The following is an 18,637-nucleotide window of genomic DNA, read 5'->3' as shown; positions in this document are numbered from 1 at the left end:
AACCGCCATCCATACTAGGCTCTGTCAGAAAAGTGGCATTTCCTTTGCATCTGGTTGACCTAATGGGCTATGCAGCCGAATCGTCTCCAGTTGCCAGTTGTCTGAGGAGGCCACCATGTTGCGGCATCAACTGACCGATGACGAATGGGACCTGATCAAGGGCCTCTTCCCCGCACCCGCGACGACCGGACGACCGCCGCGATGTCGTCGCCAGATCGTCGACGCGATCCTCTGGATCTTGAGGACCGGAGCCCCCTGGCGTGACCTGCCCGAGGAATTCGGGCCCTGGGGCACCGCCTGGGATCTCTTCGACAAGTGGAATGACGACGGCACCCTGGATCGGATCCTCTCGCTACTCCGATCGGCGCACGTCGATGCCGGGGCAATCGACGACGATTTATGGTGCATCGATGGGACGGTGGTCCGTGCCGCGAGGTGTGCCGCCGGGGGCGGAAAAAAGGGGATCCCGAGGAACCCGAAGACCACGCCCTGGGACGGTCCCGGGGCGGCTTTTCCACGAAGATCCACTTGCTCTGCGACGGCCACGGCTACCCGCTGCACTTCCACCTGACACCCGGCCAGGCGCACGAGACGACGGCCTTCGTCGATCTCTTGGTAGGCGCCGACGAACAGGTCACCGACGGGGACGGCGGGCCGGTGGCCTGGCCGGCCGCCCTGGCAGGCGACAAGGGATACCGGGCCGACTGGATCGATGAATACCTGCTCGGTCTGGGGATCACGCCGGTGATCCCGTCAAAGGGGAACGAGGACCGCTCGGCCCGCCCGGTGGAGTTTGACAAGGACGTCTACCGGAGGCGGAGCATCGTCGAGATGTCCCACCCGGACTACCCCTCAAGTGACAGTCTGTACCGCGGAAGCCGGGCCGCCTAGAATCAGCACAACCGCCCTGCTGCAGCTCGCGCAGTGGTGCCGGTCACATCGCGGCGAATCGCTCGGTCGATCACTCGGAGGGTCGCTATGTCCCACCATCACCGATCCGCAGTCCCCCCCCGCGCCCGAAGCCCAAGAGGCTTCCCCGGCCACTGACCCAAGCCTGGTCGGACCTGCCCGCGCCGAGGCGTCAGGAAGTCCTGATGATGCTCAGCCAGATCATCGCCAAGTCTCTCCCGAGGGCGGTGCGGAAGGAGGCGAGTCATGAACATTCCTGATTCCACCTCCGCTTCGCCAACGCACTCCGCTGCAACTCGTCCTGTGATTGTGCCGGCTCACTTGCTGGCGTTACGCCCCGCCAAGGTCCGCGACCATCATCTCGATCGCAAAGCCATCGTCTATGTCCGCCAGTCCAGCCCCCAGCAGGTGGCCGAGCACAAGGAGTCGACCGCACGCCAATATGCTCTGGCCGAGGTCGCCGTTGCGCTCGGCTGGCCCCGCGACCGCGTCGAGGTCGTCGACGCAGACCAAGGACGCACGGCACAGACGGTCGAGGGCCGGCGAGGCATCCAGTACATTCTCGCCGAACTTAGCCTTGATCATGTCGGCATTCTCCTTGGCCAGGATGCCAGTCGTCTGGCCCGCCACGACCCTGACTGGGTCCCGATGGTACGCTCGTGCGGCTTGTTTCGGGCGTTGCTGGGCGACTACGATGGATTGTATGATCCGACCGACTTCAACGACCGCCTGCTCCTGGGCATGAAGGGGATCATGAGCGAGGCCGAGTTGCACTTCCTCCGCACCCGAATGCACGAAGGGCGGCTGAACAAGGCGCGCCGCGGCGAGTTGTTCAACCACGCCCCGCTCGGCTATGTCCGCGAACCCGGCCGCGGCCTGGCCCTCGATCCCGACGAGCAGGCTCGAGAGGTGGTGCGGATCGTCTTCGACCAATTCGATCGCCAGGGGAGCTTGCACGGCCTGCTCCGCTACCTGGTGCATCACGGGATCCGCCTGCCGGTCCGCCCCCACTCCGGGCCCGATCGAGGGAAGTTGGAATGGCGTCGCCCTAACCGAGAAACACTTCAAAACGTATTACATCATCCAGTTTACGCTGGCTACTACCGTCATGGGTGTCGTACTCTCGACCCGCGGCGGAAGGTGCCCGGCCGTCCCGGGACGGGGCGGACGATCAACAAGCCGGAGGACTGTGCGGTGCTGTTGGAGGGCCGCTGCCCGGCCTACATCACGCCGGAACGGTTCCGGGCCAACCAGGAGCGGCTGGCGGCCAACCGCGCCCGGAGCGATGCGAAGGGGGCGGTGCGTCAGGGACCCTCCCTGTTGGGGGGGATCCTCCGTTGCGGCCGTTGCGGACAGCGGATGATGGTCACCTATGGCGGCCCCGCCAATCGTCTGCGCTATTACTGCGCCCGGGCAATGGTGGAATACGCCGCACCCTTGTGCCAGGGCCTGGCCGGTAGTGTCCTGGATGACTTGGTGGCTGCTCAGGTCCTGGCGGCCCTGGAGCCGGCGGCGCTCGAGTTGGACTTGGCGGCGGCCGACGACCTCGATCAGGAGCGCGGGCAGTTGCACCGGAACTGGCGGCAGCGGGTGGAACGCGCCCGCTTCGAGGCCGAGCGGGCGCGGCGGCAGTACGACGCGGTCGAACCGGAGAACCGTCTGGTGTTGCGGGAACTGGAGCGGCGATGGGAGGAGGCGTTGAAGGAGCAGCGCCGTCTCGAGGAGGAATACGCCCGGTTCGACCGCGATCAGCCCCGGAGCTTGTCGGCTTGCGAGCGTGAGCAGATCCGCGCCCTGGCGCGAGACCTGCCGGCGCTTTGGCATGCACCGGCGACGACGTCGGCGGATCGTCAGCGGATCGTCCGACTCATGATTGAGGAGGTCGTCGTTACGGTTCGTGGCAACAGCGAATGTGTTGATGTGAACATTCAATGGGACGGTAGTTTTACCAGCGGCCACGCGTTGGAGCGTCCGGTGCAGTGTTATCAGCAGATGGCCGGCTATGCGATGCTCCTGGGCCGGATCGACGAGCTCCGCGAGGCGGGACGGACCTTGGCCGAGGTGGCCGAGCAGTTGAACTGCGAGGGCTTCCATCCCCCGAAGCGGTCGGCGCGGTTCACGAGCGTGATTCTGGGCAGTCTGCTCGCCAAACGCGGTCGAACGGGTCCGCGCCCGCGAGCTGTGTCGGGGCCGGGCGTCCTGGGCGAGCACGAGTGGTTGCTGACGGATCTGGCCCGGGAATTGAAGATGCCGCAGGCCACGCTGCACCGCTGGATCCGCGTCGGGTGGGTCCATGCCCGGAAGCTACCGACTCCGGGCGGGCAGTGGGTGATCTGGGCCGACGCCGAAGAGCGGGAGCGGATGACCCGGATCCGAACGTGTCCCCGGGGATGGTCACATTCTGATGCTTTTGCAAATATAACCAAGCCCAAGTCCCGCGACAGCGAGTGAATCTCGAACATCATCGGCCATCGGCGGGAGGTGGTGTAGCCGCCCGCGGATGGCCGATAAAGGCACCTCTCTTTGGAGGCATTATGGCTGGTAAACGGAGAACCTGATTGGCTGGCTGAAGGAATACCGGCGGGTGTTCTCGCGGTTCGAGAAGACGGCCAAGAACTTCGGCGGCATGATCAAGCTAGCCTTCATTGAGCGACATCTGCGTTTGATGGTCCGATGATGGTTTTCTGACAGAGCCTAGGATTTACGTCAAACCATTGTGGGGGCAGCGAGGACCTTCACCAAAAAATGGAAATATTGAAGGAGCAAGGCGATGAAAATAGGCCTGTTTAAAGTATTCTCCATCAAGCAAATACAGCGATTAGGCTTATCGAGTATGCACTTAATTTTGGAAAACTTTTTGAATCCGGAATTACACTATTGAAAAACACGCCACATCGCGACTATTCTTATTTTGGCTTGGTTCGCTCGCATGCGTTTCTCTAATAATCGCTGTATATTGATCATGGCTGAACCAGTCTCCGCTCAAGAAAAATTCAACATTCGTAATTTCAATAAACGTGCATTAGTTTAAAATTTCCATAATTTCTTGTTGCTGGGAATTATGGAAATTATGAGGGGTTTGGTTCAATGCGCATTTCAATGAATCAATTGATTGTGTGGGCTGGGCATTTCTCCCCTGACACCGTGGTTGCGCATGTCAATTTAATGCCCAGGCTGCATATCCTCTTTGGCCTGCCAAGCTTGGTCGCATTAGCACTGCTGCCAACAGCGTGTTCTCGCAGCGAGCCGATTTCAAGAGGTGAGAGCTTTGATGCTGGCCCCGTCTTTGCCAAAGACACGCCGGTGTTGACCCATGTGTTCGAGATTGTCAATCGCTCACAAAGGGTGCTGAACATCCTGGATGAATATCACAGTTGCGATTGCACAAAGACTGAAATCAGCACCAAGAAAATCTTACCTGGAGAAAAGTCATCGATTACAATGCGTGTTAATTTATATAATATTTATGGAGAAAAATCTGTAATATGCAATATAAAGACGGGTCATCCAGAGGTTCCGGATCGGCGTTATACATTAAACTATACTTGCTATCCTGAGGCACGTATCGTCCCCGCCACGATCGACTTTGGTTCGATCGCCCTGGAGGACGAAATAGGCGATGTGAAACGTCCCTCTCGCACGCCACTTCAACAACAAGCATGGGTCGAGGTTTATGCGGCTGTTTCTCAGGATCAATCGCCTTCTGTTCAAGCGTTCATTCCCCCGGAGGATCTCGCGGTGGACCTGGATTTAGTACCGAGACGGGATGTCATGCCTGATGGTGTGCATCGCTTTCGTTACCTCTTGACCTTGTCATTGGAACCGCATCCACGTCCTGCACAGACTTACACCCGCCAGCTCACGATCCCTTTCGATGGGGCTCCCACGGCATCGGCCCAAATTGTCTGGAAACAAATGGGAACACTGCATTGTGAGCCGTCGGCACTCGCATTCGGAATGGCTGATCGAGGGGATACTGCCACCAGAACAGGACGAGTCAGGGTCGCTTCTCAAAGTGGTCGAGCATTCAGGGTGCTCGGCGTGGAGAGCGCAACGCCATCCATCGTCGTAACGAGAGGAGATTCACCAAGTCCCTTTCCGACCCTGGCTGCCAACTCGCACGAGCTCATTATTGCTTTGACGCCTTCGGACGAAGGAGGTCGTGTACTAACCGGTATCTCAGTGATTAAGACGGACGACCCTCGTTCGCCGGAAATCCGTCTCCCGTGGACAATGTTCTTCAGGCATCAGGAAAAGCATAGTCTACGTGCAGATGATTAGTTGTGTGAAACCAATTCCATTTCCTGTTTCAGAGGAATATTCGATGAGAACGATCATCACCGCAATCGTTGGGATCCTCTGTCTTAGCTACGGTGCACTCGCTTATGCCGGTGTATCTTGTGGCTATTCCTGTTCTTTGACAGTTCAGCCATCCTGCACTTCTAATACATGCATTTCGTATGAGGCGCCATGTATTCGAACTTTCCCCAACCCGCCACCATGCCAGCCAACATGCATGGCAAACGATACTGATTTTACTTATCAGGTCTGTGCTCAGTCTAGTGCAAACAAGCAATGCACATGGGAGACGCAATATATTTGTGGCTATGTATATTTTTTTTGATTGCACGCTAGTTCCTCCAGATTACACGACATGCTCATACGTGGGTTATCCGTGTTGCAATATGGGTGTGTATGCAGATGTCTGTCAAACGCCGGATACTGCTTGTCCGTAGGTTTCCCGAATTCTCCCAAAACAGTCAATGCAGACTCGATCGTCGTGGTGTAGCAGGTCGGCGGAAACATCAAATGGGACAGGTTCTAGACTCAAGTCGATAGGCCCTCCCGAGCGAGATCTTCGCCCCCGTGCTTGGTAATTGACACGCGGCCAGGCACGGGATTGCAGTGTTGGTTGGATGTCTTTCGCTGATTTGGTTAGTCGAATTCAGGTGCAGCCTCGCTTTTGCGGTAACATTTGCTTTTGTTTATGATAGGAGGAAATCGTGCTCGTTGTCATGGTTATTTCGGTTTTAGGTGTTTCTCCTGACCGAAGCGATGACCCGATGGTTTCAGCAATCCGGACAGCCTACGAAGCGAATCTCAACGCACTTTCAGTTGGAACAATGTCCTTCACCTATTCCTCTGGAGTGGCTCCCGATTTGGCCTCGGCTATATCAGGCCAGTGGTCGAACCGTTCTCAAGCGGAGGGTAGCTTTGCTGCGAGCGGTTCGGATTTACGCTATGAACGTCGATTTGCTCCAGAAGTATTGAACAGCAACCGGACCTGGCTCAGCGAGAAGCAGTTTTCGTCGCCACTCACCTCAAATAGAGTGTTGACTAACGGTTCTTATACCCTCCTTGATCGGGTCGACGCTTCACGAGATGGAAAGCGACTCATTCACTCAGCCCGAATACTTGCAGGCAACACCGATTTCTTCAAGCATATCGAGCTTCCGCTCGCTCTAGGAACCAACGGAACAGGTTACTTGCACCTTGGCACGGACATCGCCAGGGCGATGCTTCACCGATCGGAGTGGGTGCTGACAGATGTTGACGATCGTGCCAAGCTCGACGGTATTGATGTTGTCAAGCTGACGTTCATCGGGCTTGAGTTCCGCAGAGTGTATTGGGTCGATCTTGAGCACGGCGCTATACCAATTCGTGTCGATGTCTATAGAAATGAAAAATTAGCTCTTACTTTTATTCGCCAAGATCTTCACTTATTCTCCGGTAAGGGATGGTATCCATGTCGGGAGATCACGTTCGTTCAAACAGGAAGTGCAAGAGAATTTATCATCGACCGTGGATCACCTCTCGGCTTGGCGGCACCATCATCGAGTTTCCAACTAGCGTTTCCTGCGGCTTTGCCAATGATAAATCAGTCGGACATGGTCAAATATCCACCACGAAAGATTTGGGATCTCAGGAGTCTCCCAAGTTCTACTTCACCTGGCGTAGAGCAACTAAAACTCGCTACGCCGCCCTCGCCACCGTTCGATAATTTTGCCGGGGAACGTGACGCCCCGCAACGGTGGCCGATACTTCTCATGGCCTTCGGTGCGATTCTACTCGCGTCACTATGCTTCCGCCCGCTAATGAGGTTACGCCGTGCTTGATTCGTCAACTCCTTTACGTTCGCGGAGGGGATTCACCCTAATCGAGCTACTTGTGGTCGTCGGGGTAATTGGCCTGTTAGCTGGTGTTACGCTCCCGGCCGTTCAGAATGCACGCGCGGCTGCGAGGAGAATCGAGTGTATCAACCATATGAAGCAGATCGGGATTGCATTAAATGCATACAGTTCCCTGCATGCGTACTACCCCGCTATCAATTCTTCTTCTGGGGTAAGCGAATTGAGTCATGTTTCATATTCGGCACATTACTTCAGTCCGTCCGCTCGAATGCTTTCTGAGCTTGATATGCCTGCTATTTATAATGCAATCAACTTCACTTATATACCATCAATGTCGTTTGCGCTTCGAGCAAACCGCAGCGTAATGATGGCTCACTTGGATGTGTTCCTGTGCCCATCAGACAGAATCTCTCCGGTGATTGGATTTGGGCGGAACTGTTATCGTTACAATGTTGGTCCTACTCCTTGGCACGCGGCTATTGACAAACTTCCCGCGTCTCGTTCAGGACCATTTACCTCGCACCGATCTTACGGTCCCGCCGACTTTTTCGATGGTTTATCCAATACGGTTGGTGTATCCGAACGGATCCAGGGCGATTGGACTCGGGGAACGCAAACGCCGGGAGATTACTATCTAACGATGATCGGTGACCAGGGAAAGCGCAATGGCCCTGATTGGGCGGTGGCCATTTGTGCCTCGGTTTCTCCAAGTTCGCTCATCGAGTCGCGGGGTGGCGAGAGTTGGTTCCTTTCGGGATTCCATTTCTCTAACTATAATCACTGCTTAACCCCAAATAGTTCGATCTTGGATTGTTCACTTGACGCCAGTCAAGAGGGAATCCACCATCGTACTCTTCATGAAGGAGTGTTCACGGCGAGGAGTTATCATGCCGTAGGAGTCAATGTTATGAGCATGGATGGAAGCGTTTGATTCACCAACAACTCAATTGCATTGAATGTCTGGCGGGCCATCGCCACCCGCTCAGGTGGCGAGGTAGTCTCAATTGACGGCCATTAAGCTTTTTTTTAATTGCGTAATGACCTGAGATTCTACTGGCTCGATGGGTGAATATGGAACCGCGCATGTCGCCGCTAAATTTCTGCGGTGACTCGATTGGCTAAATCAGATCATCCGCATTGAAACCTGCCTCCGTTCGGCGGCGGCACGCCACTCACAGCCGCCCACCCTCGGACACGTCGCGGCGTGGGCATGTCGCGATGGCTCTAGGTTTGCTATGCTAGCATTCACGCATTCGTTGGCCCGTTAGCCGTGGGAGATAGGTTGTCTGATTGCCATGCCTATCTTAAAAGTCGGCAAATCTTTGTGCTTTTGCTCGCAAATCAGTGGTTCTGTTCGTCGGTGTGCTGCTCCGGAGGCTTTTCGACCACTGTGAGACCCGCCTTCGCGAGACGGCTCACGACCACCGGCCAGTGGCGTGACAGGCTATGCGCTTCCATTGTGTGAGCGCATTCAATCGTTTCGCGGTCGAACCGCCCGACGACGCGGACGCCCCCTGGGGCTCGTCCCAGCGCCTTCCGGACGGCGTTGACGCTGTTCGCCTTCACTAAGAATCGTCCCATCGTGGCCTCCCTCATTTCTCAACCCGCCTTTCTTATGGTAGTCTCGATCCTTGTGAGCGCCACCCCTTCGCCTGAATTCGAGTCCCCTGATGAGCGACGCACCTGCCAACATCCGCGCCCTTCAGAGCGAGCAGATCCTGGAACTGACCTGGGAGAATCAAGCCGCCGTTCGCATCCCCTACAAGCATCTCCGAGGTGAATGCCCCTGTGCGTCTTGCCGCAACGAATGGACTGGGGAACTGATCCTCGACCCGAGTACGATTCGGCCCGACCTGAAGCTTGAAGGTATGGAACCGATCGGGAACTACGCGATCCGGCTGGGATGGAACGACGGTCACTCGTCCGGGCTCTATACCTGGGAGACTCTCGAGCGGCTGGCCCTCCCGTTTCGTGGCTGAGAGGCTTGAATTCGACTGCCCGACCGAACGGTGGTGAGATGAGGGGTCGACCGTGGACGAGAGCCCGAAAATCACGGTCGCCATCCCCACCTATCAAGGATCGCGGCATCTGCCTGAGGCGATTCGGGGTATCCTGCTTCAGGAGGGTGCTTCCTACGACCTCATTATCTCCGATGACCAATCCGATGATGAGACGCTTGAGATTGCTCGCACGCTCGCTGGGGACCGGGTTCGGATCCAGATCAACAGCGAACGCCTTGGCCTGGCCGGCAACTGGAACCAATGCGTCGCCCTCTGCCGAACTCCCCTGATTGCGATCTTCCACCAGGACGATCGGATGGAACCGGGCCACCTTGCCGCCCACGTCCGTGCCTTCGACGCAAATCCGGATGTGGGAATCGTTTGTAGCGAAGCTCTGGTCATCGACGACCAGGGACAAGCCGTCTCCGAAACGATTGTCGAACGCAGCCGAATCGCACCGGTCGATCATCGTTTTGAGCCGGGCACGTTTCTCTCAGAGTTGTTGGTCCGCAACCCCTTGCGCTGTTCGGCCGTGACCCTCCGAAAAAAGGCATACGAGGGCGCCGGTGGCTTCGACCCTTCGTATCGCTACGTCTTGGACTGGGACTTCTGGGGCCGGGTCGCGAACGATTGGGCTGTGACCTGGCTTGCCCGACCCACTGTGTCGATGCGCTGGCATCCTGCCAGCGAGACCCATCGTTTCAAGGTTGGGACCAAGGATCTGGAAGAGATTGAGCGGCTCCAAAGCCGTCTGTTTGAGCGAATTGAGTCTCACGAGGAGCGAATACTGAGTCAGAAGGCGGCCCAACGCCGGCTCGCGCGGGCCTACTTGAATCGCGCCCACGACTGCCTGGGTCGAGGCGACTCGACTGCGGCTCGAGCATGCTTGCATCGGGCGGTCGCACTCGACCGTGGAATTTTGAAGACGATCGCGCTCGATCCCAGGCTCGCACTCTCCATGGCCGCATTGGTCGCCGCACCCGAACTGACCCGGCGTTGGTATCTTCGCCACCGCTCGAGCGACCTCAAAAACGATCCGGCGATTTCGCAACCAGTCTGAATCACCCTTGTCCCCAACGGTCGACAAACGCGATAATAGAAGGTTCGGACTCATTGCCCCTTTTTTCGAGGCATTCAACTTCGCATGACGACCGGGACCGTCGCACCACCCCCCTGTTCTTCTCGCAATGCGAACCCCAACGTAGCACCGACGCAACTACCGGTCCTGCCTTTGGTTCCGCTCGCGCTGCCCCACCTGCCCGCCTCCCGGGCAGAGATGGAACGCCGGGGCTGGAATGAGGTTGACGTCGTCTTCGTCACGGGGGACGCGTACGTCGATCACCCGGCGTTTGCGATGGGAATTCTCGGGCGGATCTTGGAGGCGGCCGGATTTCGCGTGGCGATCCTGAGCCAGCCGGACTGGCGTAGTGCGGATCCTTGGCGGGAGTTTGGTCGTCCGCGCCTGTTCTTCGGCATCAGTGCCGGGAACATGGACAGCATGATCAACCACTACACCGCGAATAAGAAGGTCCGCAACGACGACGCCTACAGCCCGGGCGGGCGGATCGGGCTCCGGCCCGACCGAGCGACCATGCCCTACTGTCAGCGCGCCCGAGAGGCCTTCCCAGGCGTTCCGGTGATCGCTGGCGGGGTCGAGGCGTCCTTACGAAGGCTGGCGCACTACGACTACTGGAGCGATACCGTCAAGCGGTCGATCCTGCTCGACGCCAAGGCCGACCTCCTCGTCTTCGGCATGGGCGAACAGCCGATCGTCGAACTTGCTCGTCGGCTCGCCGCCGGAGAATCGGTGCGTGACCTTCGCGACATGCGCGGGGTCGCCTATACACTCGGGGCGAAAGAAACCCCGCCCGACGATGCGTTCGTGCTCCCCACGTTTGAAGAAGTCAAAACCGATCGTCACAAGTTTGCCCAGGCCACCAGGATCATTCATCAGGAGACCAACCCGCTCAACGCCAAGCGGCTGGTTCAGTACCACGATCGCCAGGCCGTCGTCGTTAATCCCCCTGCTCTGCCGATCAGCCAGGACGACATGGACCGGATCTACGGCCTGCCTTACACACGGCGGCCGCATCCGAAATACAAGAACGAGAAGATCCCCGCGTTCGAGACCGTGAAGGATTCGGTCACGATCATGCGTGGCTGCTTCGGTGGCTGTACCTTCTGCTCGATCACCGCGCATCAAGGGCGGATCATCCAGTCGCGTTCTCAAGAGTCGGTCCTGTCCGAAATTCGGAAGATGGGTGAGGAACCGAGCTTCTCGGGCATCGTCTCGGACATCGGCGGTCCGACCGCCAACATGTACCAGATGCGATGCACTCGGCCTGAAGTGGAAGCCAAGTGCAAGCGACAGTCCTGCGTGCATCCCAAGATCTGCAAGCTGCTGGGAACCGACCACGGCCCGCTCGTCCAACTGATGCGTGAGAGTCGCGAGATTCCAGGGGTTCGCAAGGTGATGGTTGCCTCTGGGGTTCGCATGGACCTGGCGCAGCGGTCCCCCGAGTACATGGTGGAACTCGCGGGGCACCACGTGGGCGGCCATCTCAAGGTCGCTCCCGAGCACACCGACCCCGAAGTCTTGAAGCGCATGAAGAAGCCTGAAGTCAATGACTACGAGGGCTTCGCCGACGCATTCAAAGAGGCGAGTGCCACGGCGGGGAAACCGAAGCAGTTCCTCGTGCCCTACTTCATTGCGTCGCACCCCGGGAGCGACTTGGACGCGATGATCGACCTAGCGCTCTTCCTGAAGCGCAACGGCTACCGACCGGATCAGGTTCAAGACTTCATCCCGGCGCCGTTTGATGTCGCCACCTGCATGTATTACACGGGTCTTGATCCGTTCACGGGCGAAGAGGTTTACACGGCTCGGAATCTTCGCGACCGCAAGCTCCAGCGTGCCTTGCTTCAGTTCTTCAAGCCCGAGAATTACTTCGAAGTGCGCGAGGCGCTTCAAAAGGCAGGACGGCAGGAGCTGATTGGCTCGGGCTGCGATGCCTTGATTCCGGCCAACCCGCCCAAGGCCGCCTTGCAAGCGAGAATGGCCAAGGCTAACCGAGCACTGGGCGAAGGACGTTACGTTCACACGATTCCCAAGCCCGCTGGCGAGTCGGAGGCGAAGCAGGCCAACCCGCAATCGACCGGCTATCGACCTGATCGCAAATCGGCCAAGCGCCGCCCGCGCCGCTGATCCCCCTTGAAAATAAACCTTCCAAAATTCTGACCTTGATTATCCGAACGATATGAACCGACGACCGAACCGTCCGACTTCGCGTCCCCGACCCAAAACGGCGTCGCGGGCCATGCCCAAGACCGGCTCCAAGAAATTTGACGGAAAACGTCTTTCGGGACCGGGTCCCAGCGGGCCGCCCGAAGTTGAAGGCACCTATTTCGATCAGACAGGACCAGCGAAGGGCCGAGGCAATCGTTCGAACGAGGGAGGAGGCCCGGCCAAAGGCCGAGGGGCCTCGCACGCGAATGAGGCCGGTCCGCCGAAAGGTCGGAATTTCCAATCTCAGAGCGGCGCTCCGGCAAAGGGCCGGGGGCCTTCGCATTCGAATGATGGTGGTCCGGCGCGAGGTCGGAACTTCCAAGCCCAGAGCGGCGGTCCGGCAAAGGGCCGAGGGAACTTCCCATCGAACGACGTCGGTCCCGCAAGAAGTCGAAATTTCTTTGCGAACAACACGGGCCCACAACAAGGCCGGGGTGGCCACTCGCAGGAGGCAGGACCGGCCCGAGGCAAGGGCCGGAGCAATCGCCCCAATGATCGCGGGCCAGCGCTCGGTCAGGGCCAGGGCCGGCCTCCCCACGAGGCAGGACCGCTGAGAAGCCGCTCGGATCGTCCGAACCAGGCAGGGCCCGCGCTTCGCGATGTTCCCCACATCGCCTCGGTTGAGACCCTGGCTCAGGCGGCGATCCAGATAGCGACCCGTGTCGAACGTGAGGTACTGCGGGACAGGAAGCGAGCCGACCGGATGCTGGGGGCCGAGCTTCGCCCCCGTCGCGACCTGGCGCCGCCCGACCATCGGTTCATCAGCCAGTGCGCCTTCGCCTTGCTGCGTTGGGGCGGCTGGTTGGAACCGCTCGGGCTGGTCCAGCCGGAAGAGCGGCTGCTCTACGCCTGGCTGCTCGATTCGCCCACGGTCCATCCGGCCTGCCGTGTCTGGGCGCGAACCTTGCGTCGTGACCCGGCCCGGCTCGTCGCCCTGGGCGACGCCCCAAACTGGACGGCACGTTCCGAGGGCTTCAAGCGACTCCTCGAAGGTCGCGCCGTCACGGCCGACCCGTGGCGTCTCTTCCCCCCCTGGCTCCGGGAAAACTTGCCGCTCCCTCCGGGGGGAGGTTCACCGAAGAGTCGATTCGTCGAGTTGCTCCTGGCTTTGCAGAAACGCCCTTCCCTCTGGGTGCGGGTGCAAGGGGCCGACGAAACCGCGATCTGGTCCGAATTGACGGCCAGCGGCATTAAGCCCTGGATCCATCGTCGGCTTACGGTCTCGGCCAAGCTCGACCCCGACTCAGATGTCCATCACCTGCCGGCATTCACGCGCGGCCAGCTCGAGATCCAGGACCTCGCGTCTCAGGCGGTGGGCTTGGTCTGTGATCCCGACCCGGGTGAACGCTGGTGGGATGCCTGCGCAGGAGCGGGGGGCAAGTCGCTCCACCTCGCATCGCTCATGAAAGGGAAAGGGCTTGTCGTCGCCACCGACGTCAACGCGGCTCGGCTCAAGGAAGCGGTTCGACGCGCCCGCCGCAGTCCATTCCGCAACTTGACGACCAAGGAATGGGATGGGCGGTACGTGCCCGGCAAGGCCAAGAGCTTTGATGGGGTGCTCGTCGACGCCCCTTGCTCGGCGATCGGCACCTGGAGGCGCAACCCCGATGCCCGCTGGTCAATCGACCGCCAGGCGATCACCCGTCTTGCCGAAACCCAGGCCCACTTGCTCCATGTGGCGTCTGCCGGAGTCCGCCCGGGCGGAACCCTCGTCTACTCGGTCTGCACGGTGACGCCCACCGAAACGACCGAGGTCGTGCGGAACTTCCTCCAGGCCCACCCTCAGTTTAAGCTCGATCCCTTTCCTCATCCCTTGATGGAAACGACCACCAACGGCACAACCTTGATCTGGCCGCAGGACTCCGACACCGACGCCATGTTCATCGCGCGGATGATCCTCACCAAATGAGGCGAGTCACGTCACACGCTGAAGGCGTTCTGAGACATACAGGGTGATTGTGCAACTGTGGGCAGACCACTTCGATCCCTCAGCCGAGGCCAACGAGGCTGGGGGATTGTCGTCTGTCTGGAGCGGTGGCTGATCGCCCGTGCTGACTGTATGGCCTCGCTCCGGGGCTGCAAAATGGCCTGTTGTTCCGAATCACTCGTCTTCGAATCGCGAAAGAATCCGAATCACCTCTTGATGGTTGCCTTCGCGTGCACGTCGCTCGGCGTTTTCGCGATACTGCTCGGCCATGTCGAGATTCATGTACGCGGATTTCGCCATCTCTTTTTGGTCGGCGGTGAGATCGAGGTCCGCAACCATTTTGTCGGGATCGATCCGTAAATCTTCCGATTTGAGGTATTCAAAAATTTGAGGATCTGCGCCTCTCGCTGCATCTTGGGCTTTCTCGAGCGGCGTAAAATTGTGCACGGAGTCCCGCATCCTCGGGTTGGCACCGTATTCCAGGAGCATCTGCACGACTTCGGGATGGCCCATGGCAGCGGCCTCCATCAACGGCGTTTCGGAGCCGTCGATCTCGGTTCGCTGATTGACGTGAGAACCGGCTTCAAGAAGCAAGCGTACTTTCTCGACATGCCCTCGGGCAGCGGCCATATGCAGGGGAGTCCATCCGTTGATCCCGGTGCGGTGGATATCGGCACCACCGTCAATGAGCTTCGCGGCGATCGGAATCGAGTTGGGACTATCAGACTCGATCGCAGACAAGAGGCAGGTATAGCCATCGTCGACTTCGACGTTAGGATCAGCACCCTGCTGGAGCATCAACTCAACGAGACCGACCTGAAGAAATTCGATTGCGGTCTGAAGTGGGGTGTTGCGAAAGTGGTCACGTGAAGTGAGATAGGCCGGATCCGTCAAAACGCGTTGCATGACGACGGCGATGTCATTGCGACGAAGGGCATCAGAAGTCCACGTGTCCCCAGTCTTGTGGTCCATGATCAGGGTCCCCGAGGGTGATCCATGGCTCTCACGAGTGGTCTATCTTTGGCTCGTTCTCGCCTTGGGTATGCTCAATAGCCAGATTCTCACACCCGTGACCGGGCAGGCCGATGCCCCGCCCGGTCACAAGCGGCAGTCGGCTTATCGGCCCTTCACAAGAGCGATCGGCTGCACCCCAGGTTCGGGCAGTTCCGTTGCGGCAAGGGTTGCCTTGCGGGTAGCTCGGACGACAGGAGCCGCCTGCCCAACGAGGAGTGACAGAACCGCACAGGTTCCGATGGCGAGCAAGGCCGGCCAGGCAATCCGATGGTTGATCGGCGTCGAGGGGGCCGGGCGAAGATACATCAGGACGACAATGCGCAGGTAGTAATAGGCACCCACGGCTGCGTTCAGCATGCCGATGACCGCCAGCCACCAAAGCATCGAGGAGGTCGAGCCGGATGCCGCTTCCAGAAGCGACATGAAGATGGAGAACTTGCCGTAGAAACCAGCCAGAGGAGGAATCCCGGCGAGACTGAAGAGGAAGACGGCCATCGCAAGGGCGATCACAGGATGGCTCTGACCGAGACCAGCAAGGTCATTGACGTTCTCGATCGGCCGCTCGGGAGTGCTGAGCGCGATGATCACGCCGAAGGCGCCCAGTGTCATCAAGGCATAGGCCACAAGGTACAAGAGAACGCCTTGGAGGCCGAAGTATGCCGGATTACTCCCCGGGCTGTTCGTGAACGCGACGGTCATACCAACCAGCAAGTAACCTGCGTGCGCGATGGACGAGTACGCGAACAGCCGTTTCAGGTTGTCTTGCAAGAGGGCGACGGTGTTCCCCAACGTCATGGTCGCCACCGCCATGATCCATCCCAGGGCAACAGCTCGGTCGACGGTGAGGAAGCCTGTCCCTCCGACCGAGACGACCGAGGTCAGCAATCGGGCCATCGCCAGGAACCCGATGGCCTTGGGGACCCAGGCGAGCATGGCCGTGATGACCGTGGGTGAACCCTGATAGACGTCGGGAGCATAGAAATGGAACGGGACGGCAGCCACCCGGAACCCAAGGCCGGCCATGATGAACACCAAGGCGATCAACATCAGGTTAGGGTTCACGACCGTGGGCATGTGCTGCGTGACGTAGGCCAGAGCCTTGAGGTTGCTGAGCCCGGTCAGGCCGTAGAGGAAGGCAAGGCCGTAGAGCAGCAACGCCGAAGAGAAAAGGCTTAGGAAGAAGTACTTCGTGGCCGCTTCCTGGGTCGTCGCCGTGCGCCTTGAGAGATAGAGAAGCAGATACGTCGGCATGCTCACCAGTTCGAGGCCGACGAACAGGAAGATCAACTCGTTGGATGCGGCGACGAGCATCGAGCCGGCGTTGATCATTAGGAGGGCCCCGAAGAACTCGGGAGCTCGGGCATCGTCGACCTGGTTGTGAGCCAAGGCCAAGACGATGAGCCCGGCCAGGATCAGCACGATCCGCGCGTTATACGAAAAGGCGTCGTTCAGCGCGATTGCCGAGTAAACGTCGATCGTCTGATGCCGAAGCCCAAACAAGATCAAGAGGGCGGCCACCATGGTTCCAGTGGCAATGCCGCACCAGAGGCGTCTGGGAAGCCGGACAAACGCACCGGCCGTCATCATCACCGTCGCCACGAGGAGGACGAGGAGTTCCGGCATGAGGATCAAAAGCGTCTGCCGGGCGATCTCTAGGGAGCTGGGAGGAAGCATCAACGGCTGCCCCTGGTGGGAGTGTAGGAAAGCGAGTGAGTAACCGGCTTTGTGACAAGACGCCCCGGCTCTGCCTTGGCGGCGAGGGCGGGTTTTGCCTCTGCCGCGTTCAAGTTCGGGAACCGAGCGGCGATCGGCGCGACCGCAGGATTGATGCGTTCGAGGAACGGCCGAGGGTAGAGACCGATCCAGACGATCAGGACCATCAAGGGGGCCAGTCCGGCGATCTCGTGCCAGCCGACCGGCCGAACCACGTGCGGGTGATGGGCGTCATCACCGTGCGGCTCATGAAGCGGCCCGAAGATGACCCGCTGAAGCATCAAGAGCAGGTAGTAGGCACCGAGGACCATCCCGGTCGCCGCGAAAACGGTTGACCAAGGGCTCTTGGAGAACATCCCGACCAAGATCGGAAACTCGCCGACGAACCCGTTCAAACCGGGGACTGCGGCCGAGCCGAGCGAGGCCAGGATCAGGAAGAAGGCCAGCAGCGGCAACCGTTCCCAGAGGCCCCCGAGTTCCGCCATCTCTCGCGTGTGATAGCGTTCATAAATCAGGCCGACACATGCGAACAAGGCACCCGTCGTGATCCCGTGATTGACCATCTGGATGACCGCCCCTTCGATCCCGGTCGCATTGAGCGAGAACAGGCCGAGGGCGATGAATCCCATGTGGCTCACCGAGCTGTACGCCACCAACCGCTTGATATCGGTCTGGGCCAGGGCAACGAGAGCACCATAGATGATCCCGACCACGGCCAACGTCGCGAGCAAGGGGAAGAGGACCTGGGCTCCGATCGGTGTCATGCTCAGGTTGAACCGGAGCAAGCCGTAGGTACCAACTTTGAGAAGCACACCAGCCAGCAAAATCGAACCGGCCGCAGGAGCTTCAACGTGAGCCAACGGAAGCCAGGTATGGAATGGGAAGAGCGGAACCTTGATGGCGAACCCAGCGAACAGGAGCAGGAAAATGAGGACCTGCGGGCTGGCCGACCAGGGCGCTGTGACCTGCCACCCAGCCCAATCCAACGCCGCTAAACCTCGGGTCAACTCGGGCATCGAGAAGGTCAAGGTGTGCGACGGGGAATGCTGGTAGTGGATCACGACCAAGGCAATCACGCCGAGCAGCGTGAGCAAGCTTCCCGCGAGTGTGTAAAGGAAGAAGGTCACGGCCGCTTGCCGCCGCTCCGAGCCACCCCAGATCCCGATCAGGAAAAAGAGAGGGATCAAGGAGAACTCGAAGAAGATGTAAAACAAGATCACGTCGAGGCTGGCGAACAGCCCGAGCAGCCCTGCCTCGAGAGCGAGGAGAAAGGCATAGTGCATCGGGGCACGCTCGGTCACCGACTCCCAGGACGCGAAGACGGCGGGCAGCATGAGTACCGTCGTCAAGACGAACAGGAGGAGGCTCAGGCCATCGAGGCCGAAGGAGAACCGGATGTCCGGCGATCCCAGCCAACTCAGTCCGTAAGGGCCCCCTGGAGCGCCATACGCGAATTGCGGCTCGATCACTCCCGGCTTGAAGGCGAAGAGCAAGATCAGGGCCGGCAAGATCGTCACCAGCACGGTCGCCAGCGCGACCAATCTCGCGGTCTTGACGTCCATTCGCGGCGACAGAAAGAGGACCGCACTCCCCACTAAGGGGAGGAAGGCCGTGATCACCAGCAGGGTCGCCATCACATCAGTCCTCGTCGCCCATC

At 59.2% G+C, this 18,637-nt stretch carries 14 protein-coding genes; 10 read left to right on the top strand and 4 right to left on the bottom strand.

Annotated elements, in window-relative coordinates; all coding sequences use genetic code 11:
- Positions 1–115 precede the first annotated feature (115 nt).
- The 6 genes from SINAC_RS11330 to SINAC_RS41830 all read left to right on the top strand — a co-directional run bounded on the left by SINAC_RS11330 (position 116) and on the right by SINAC_RS41830 (position 7,971).
- Positions 116–571, top strand: a complete 456-nt coding sequence (locus SINAC_RS11330; RefSeq protein ID WP_020466336.1) for an IS5 family transposase — start codon at positions 116–118, stop codon at positions 569–571.
- A complete protein-coding gene (locus SINAC_RS37955) occupies positions 529–891 on the top strand; it encodes a transposase (RefSeq protein ID WP_052334748.1) in 363 nt (120 codons plus the stop codon). Before SINAC_RS11330 ends, SINAC_RS37955 begins: the two co-directional genes overlap by 43 nt.
- Before the next feature lie 264 nt (positions 892–1,155).
- Entirely contained in the window at positions 1,156–3,360 is a 2,205-nt protein-coding gene (locus SINAC_RS11320; RefSeq protein ID WP_015244134.1) for a recombinase family protein, read from the top strand.
- Positions 3,361–3,996: 636 nt separating this feature from the next.
- The gene (locus SINAC_RS38760) at positions 3,997–5,190 is read left to right on the top strand and encodes a DUF1573 domain-containing protein (protein ID WP_015245775.1); all 1,194 of its coding nucleotides are present in this window, start codon (positions 3,997–3,999) and stop codon (positions 5,188–5,190) included.
- Between the two features lie 722 nt (positions 5,191–5,912).
- Positions 5,913–7,025 (top strand): hypothetical protein, encoded by a 1,113-nt coding sequence (locus tag SINAC_RS39805; RefSeq protein WP_015245773.1) that lies wholly within the window; start codon positions 5,913–5,915, stop codon positions 7,023–7,025.
- Positions 7,018–7,971, top strand: coding sequence for a DUF1559 family PulG-like putative transporter (locus SINAC_RS41830; protein WP_015245772.1), 954 nt, complete (start codon positions 7,018–7,020; stop codon positions 7,969–7,971). Before SINAC_RS39805 ends, SINAC_RS41830 begins: the two co-directional genes overlap by 8 nt.
- A 410-nt stretch (positions 7,972–8,381) precedes the next feature.
- On the opposite strand, the gene SINAC_RS11310 is transcribed toward SINAC_RS41830, so the two are convergent.
- Positions 8,382–8,621 (bottom strand): hypothetical protein, encoded by a 240-nt coding sequence (locus SINAC_RS11310; RefSeq protein ID WP_015245771.1) that lies wholly within the window; start codon positions 8,619–8,621, stop codon positions 8,382–8,384.
- 89 nt (positions 8,622–8,710) lie between these two features.
- On the opposite strand from SINAC_RS11310, the gene SINAC_RS11305 reads away from it, so the two are divergent.
- The 4 genes from SINAC_RS11305 to SINAC_RS39800 all read left to right on the top strand — a co-directional run bounded on the left by SINAC_RS11305 (position 8,711) and on the right by SINAC_RS39800 (position 14,235).
- The gene (locus SINAC_RS11305; RefSeq protein WP_015245770.1) at positions 8,711–9,019 is read left to right on the top strand and encodes a DUF971 domain-containing protein; all 309 of its coding nucleotides are present in this window, start codon (positions 8,711–8,713) and stop codon (positions 9,017–9,019) included.
- Positions 9,020–9,071: 52 nt separating this feature from the next.
- Positions 9,072–10,100: a glycosyltransferase gene (locus SINAC_RS11300; protein ID WP_015245769.1), complete on the top strand. Its 1,029-nt coding sequence runs from the start codon at positions 9,072–9,074 to the stop codon at positions 10,098–10,100.
- A gap of 84 nt (positions 10,101–10,184) precedes the next feature.
- Positions 10,185–12,245 (top strand): YgiQ family radical SAM protein, encoded by a 2,061-nt coding sequence (locus SINAC_RS11295; protein ID WP_015245768.1) that lies wholly within the window; start codon positions 10,185–10,187, stop codon positions 12,243–12,245.
- 784 nt (positions 12,246–13,029) lie between these two features.
- Positions 13,030–14,235 (top strand): RsmB/NOP family class I SAM-dependent RNA methyltransferase, encoded by a 1,206-nt coding sequence (locus tag SINAC_RS39800; RefSeq protein WP_015245767.1) that lies wholly within the window; start codon positions 13,030–13,032, stop codon positions 14,233–14,235.
- A 192-nt stretch (positions 14,236–14,427) separates the two neighbouring features.
- On the opposite strand, the gene SINAC_RS11285 is transcribed toward SINAC_RS39800, so the two are convergent.
- From SINAC_RS11285 to SINAC_RS11275, 3 genes are all read right to left on the bottom strand, one after another.
- A complete protein-coding gene (locus SINAC_RS11285; protein ID WP_244884935.1) occupies positions 14,428–15,147 on the bottom strand; it encodes an ankyrin repeat domain-containing protein in 720 nt (239 codons plus the stop codon).
- Positions 15,148–15,369: 222 nt separating this feature from the next.
- Positions 15,370–16,941 (bottom strand): NADH-quinone oxidoreductase subunit N, encoded by a 1,572-nt coding sequence (locus tag SINAC_RS11280; protein WP_015245765.1) that lies wholly within the window; start codon positions 16,939–16,941, stop codon positions 15,370–15,372.
- On the bottom strand, positions 16,941–18,614 hold the full coding sequence (locus SINAC_RS11275) for a complex I subunit 4 family protein (RefSeq protein ID WP_015245764.1): 1,674 nt from the start codon (positions 18,612–18,614) through the stop codon (positions 16,941–16,943). The genes SINAC_RS11280 and SINAC_RS11275 overlap by 1 nt, the downstream gene beginning before the upstream one ends.
- Positions 18,615–18,637 lie beyond the last annotated feature (23 nt).

It is taken from the genome of Singulisphaera acidiphila DSM 18658, from assembly GCF_000242455.2.
In the GTDB taxonomy this organism is placed as follows: domain Bacteria; phylum Planctomycetota; class Planctomycetia; order Isosphaerales; family Isosphaeraceae; genus Singulisphaera; species Singulisphaera acidiphila.
Note: the sequence above shows the minus strand (reverse complement) of the source record. Positions and strands in the feature narration are given on the sequence as shown.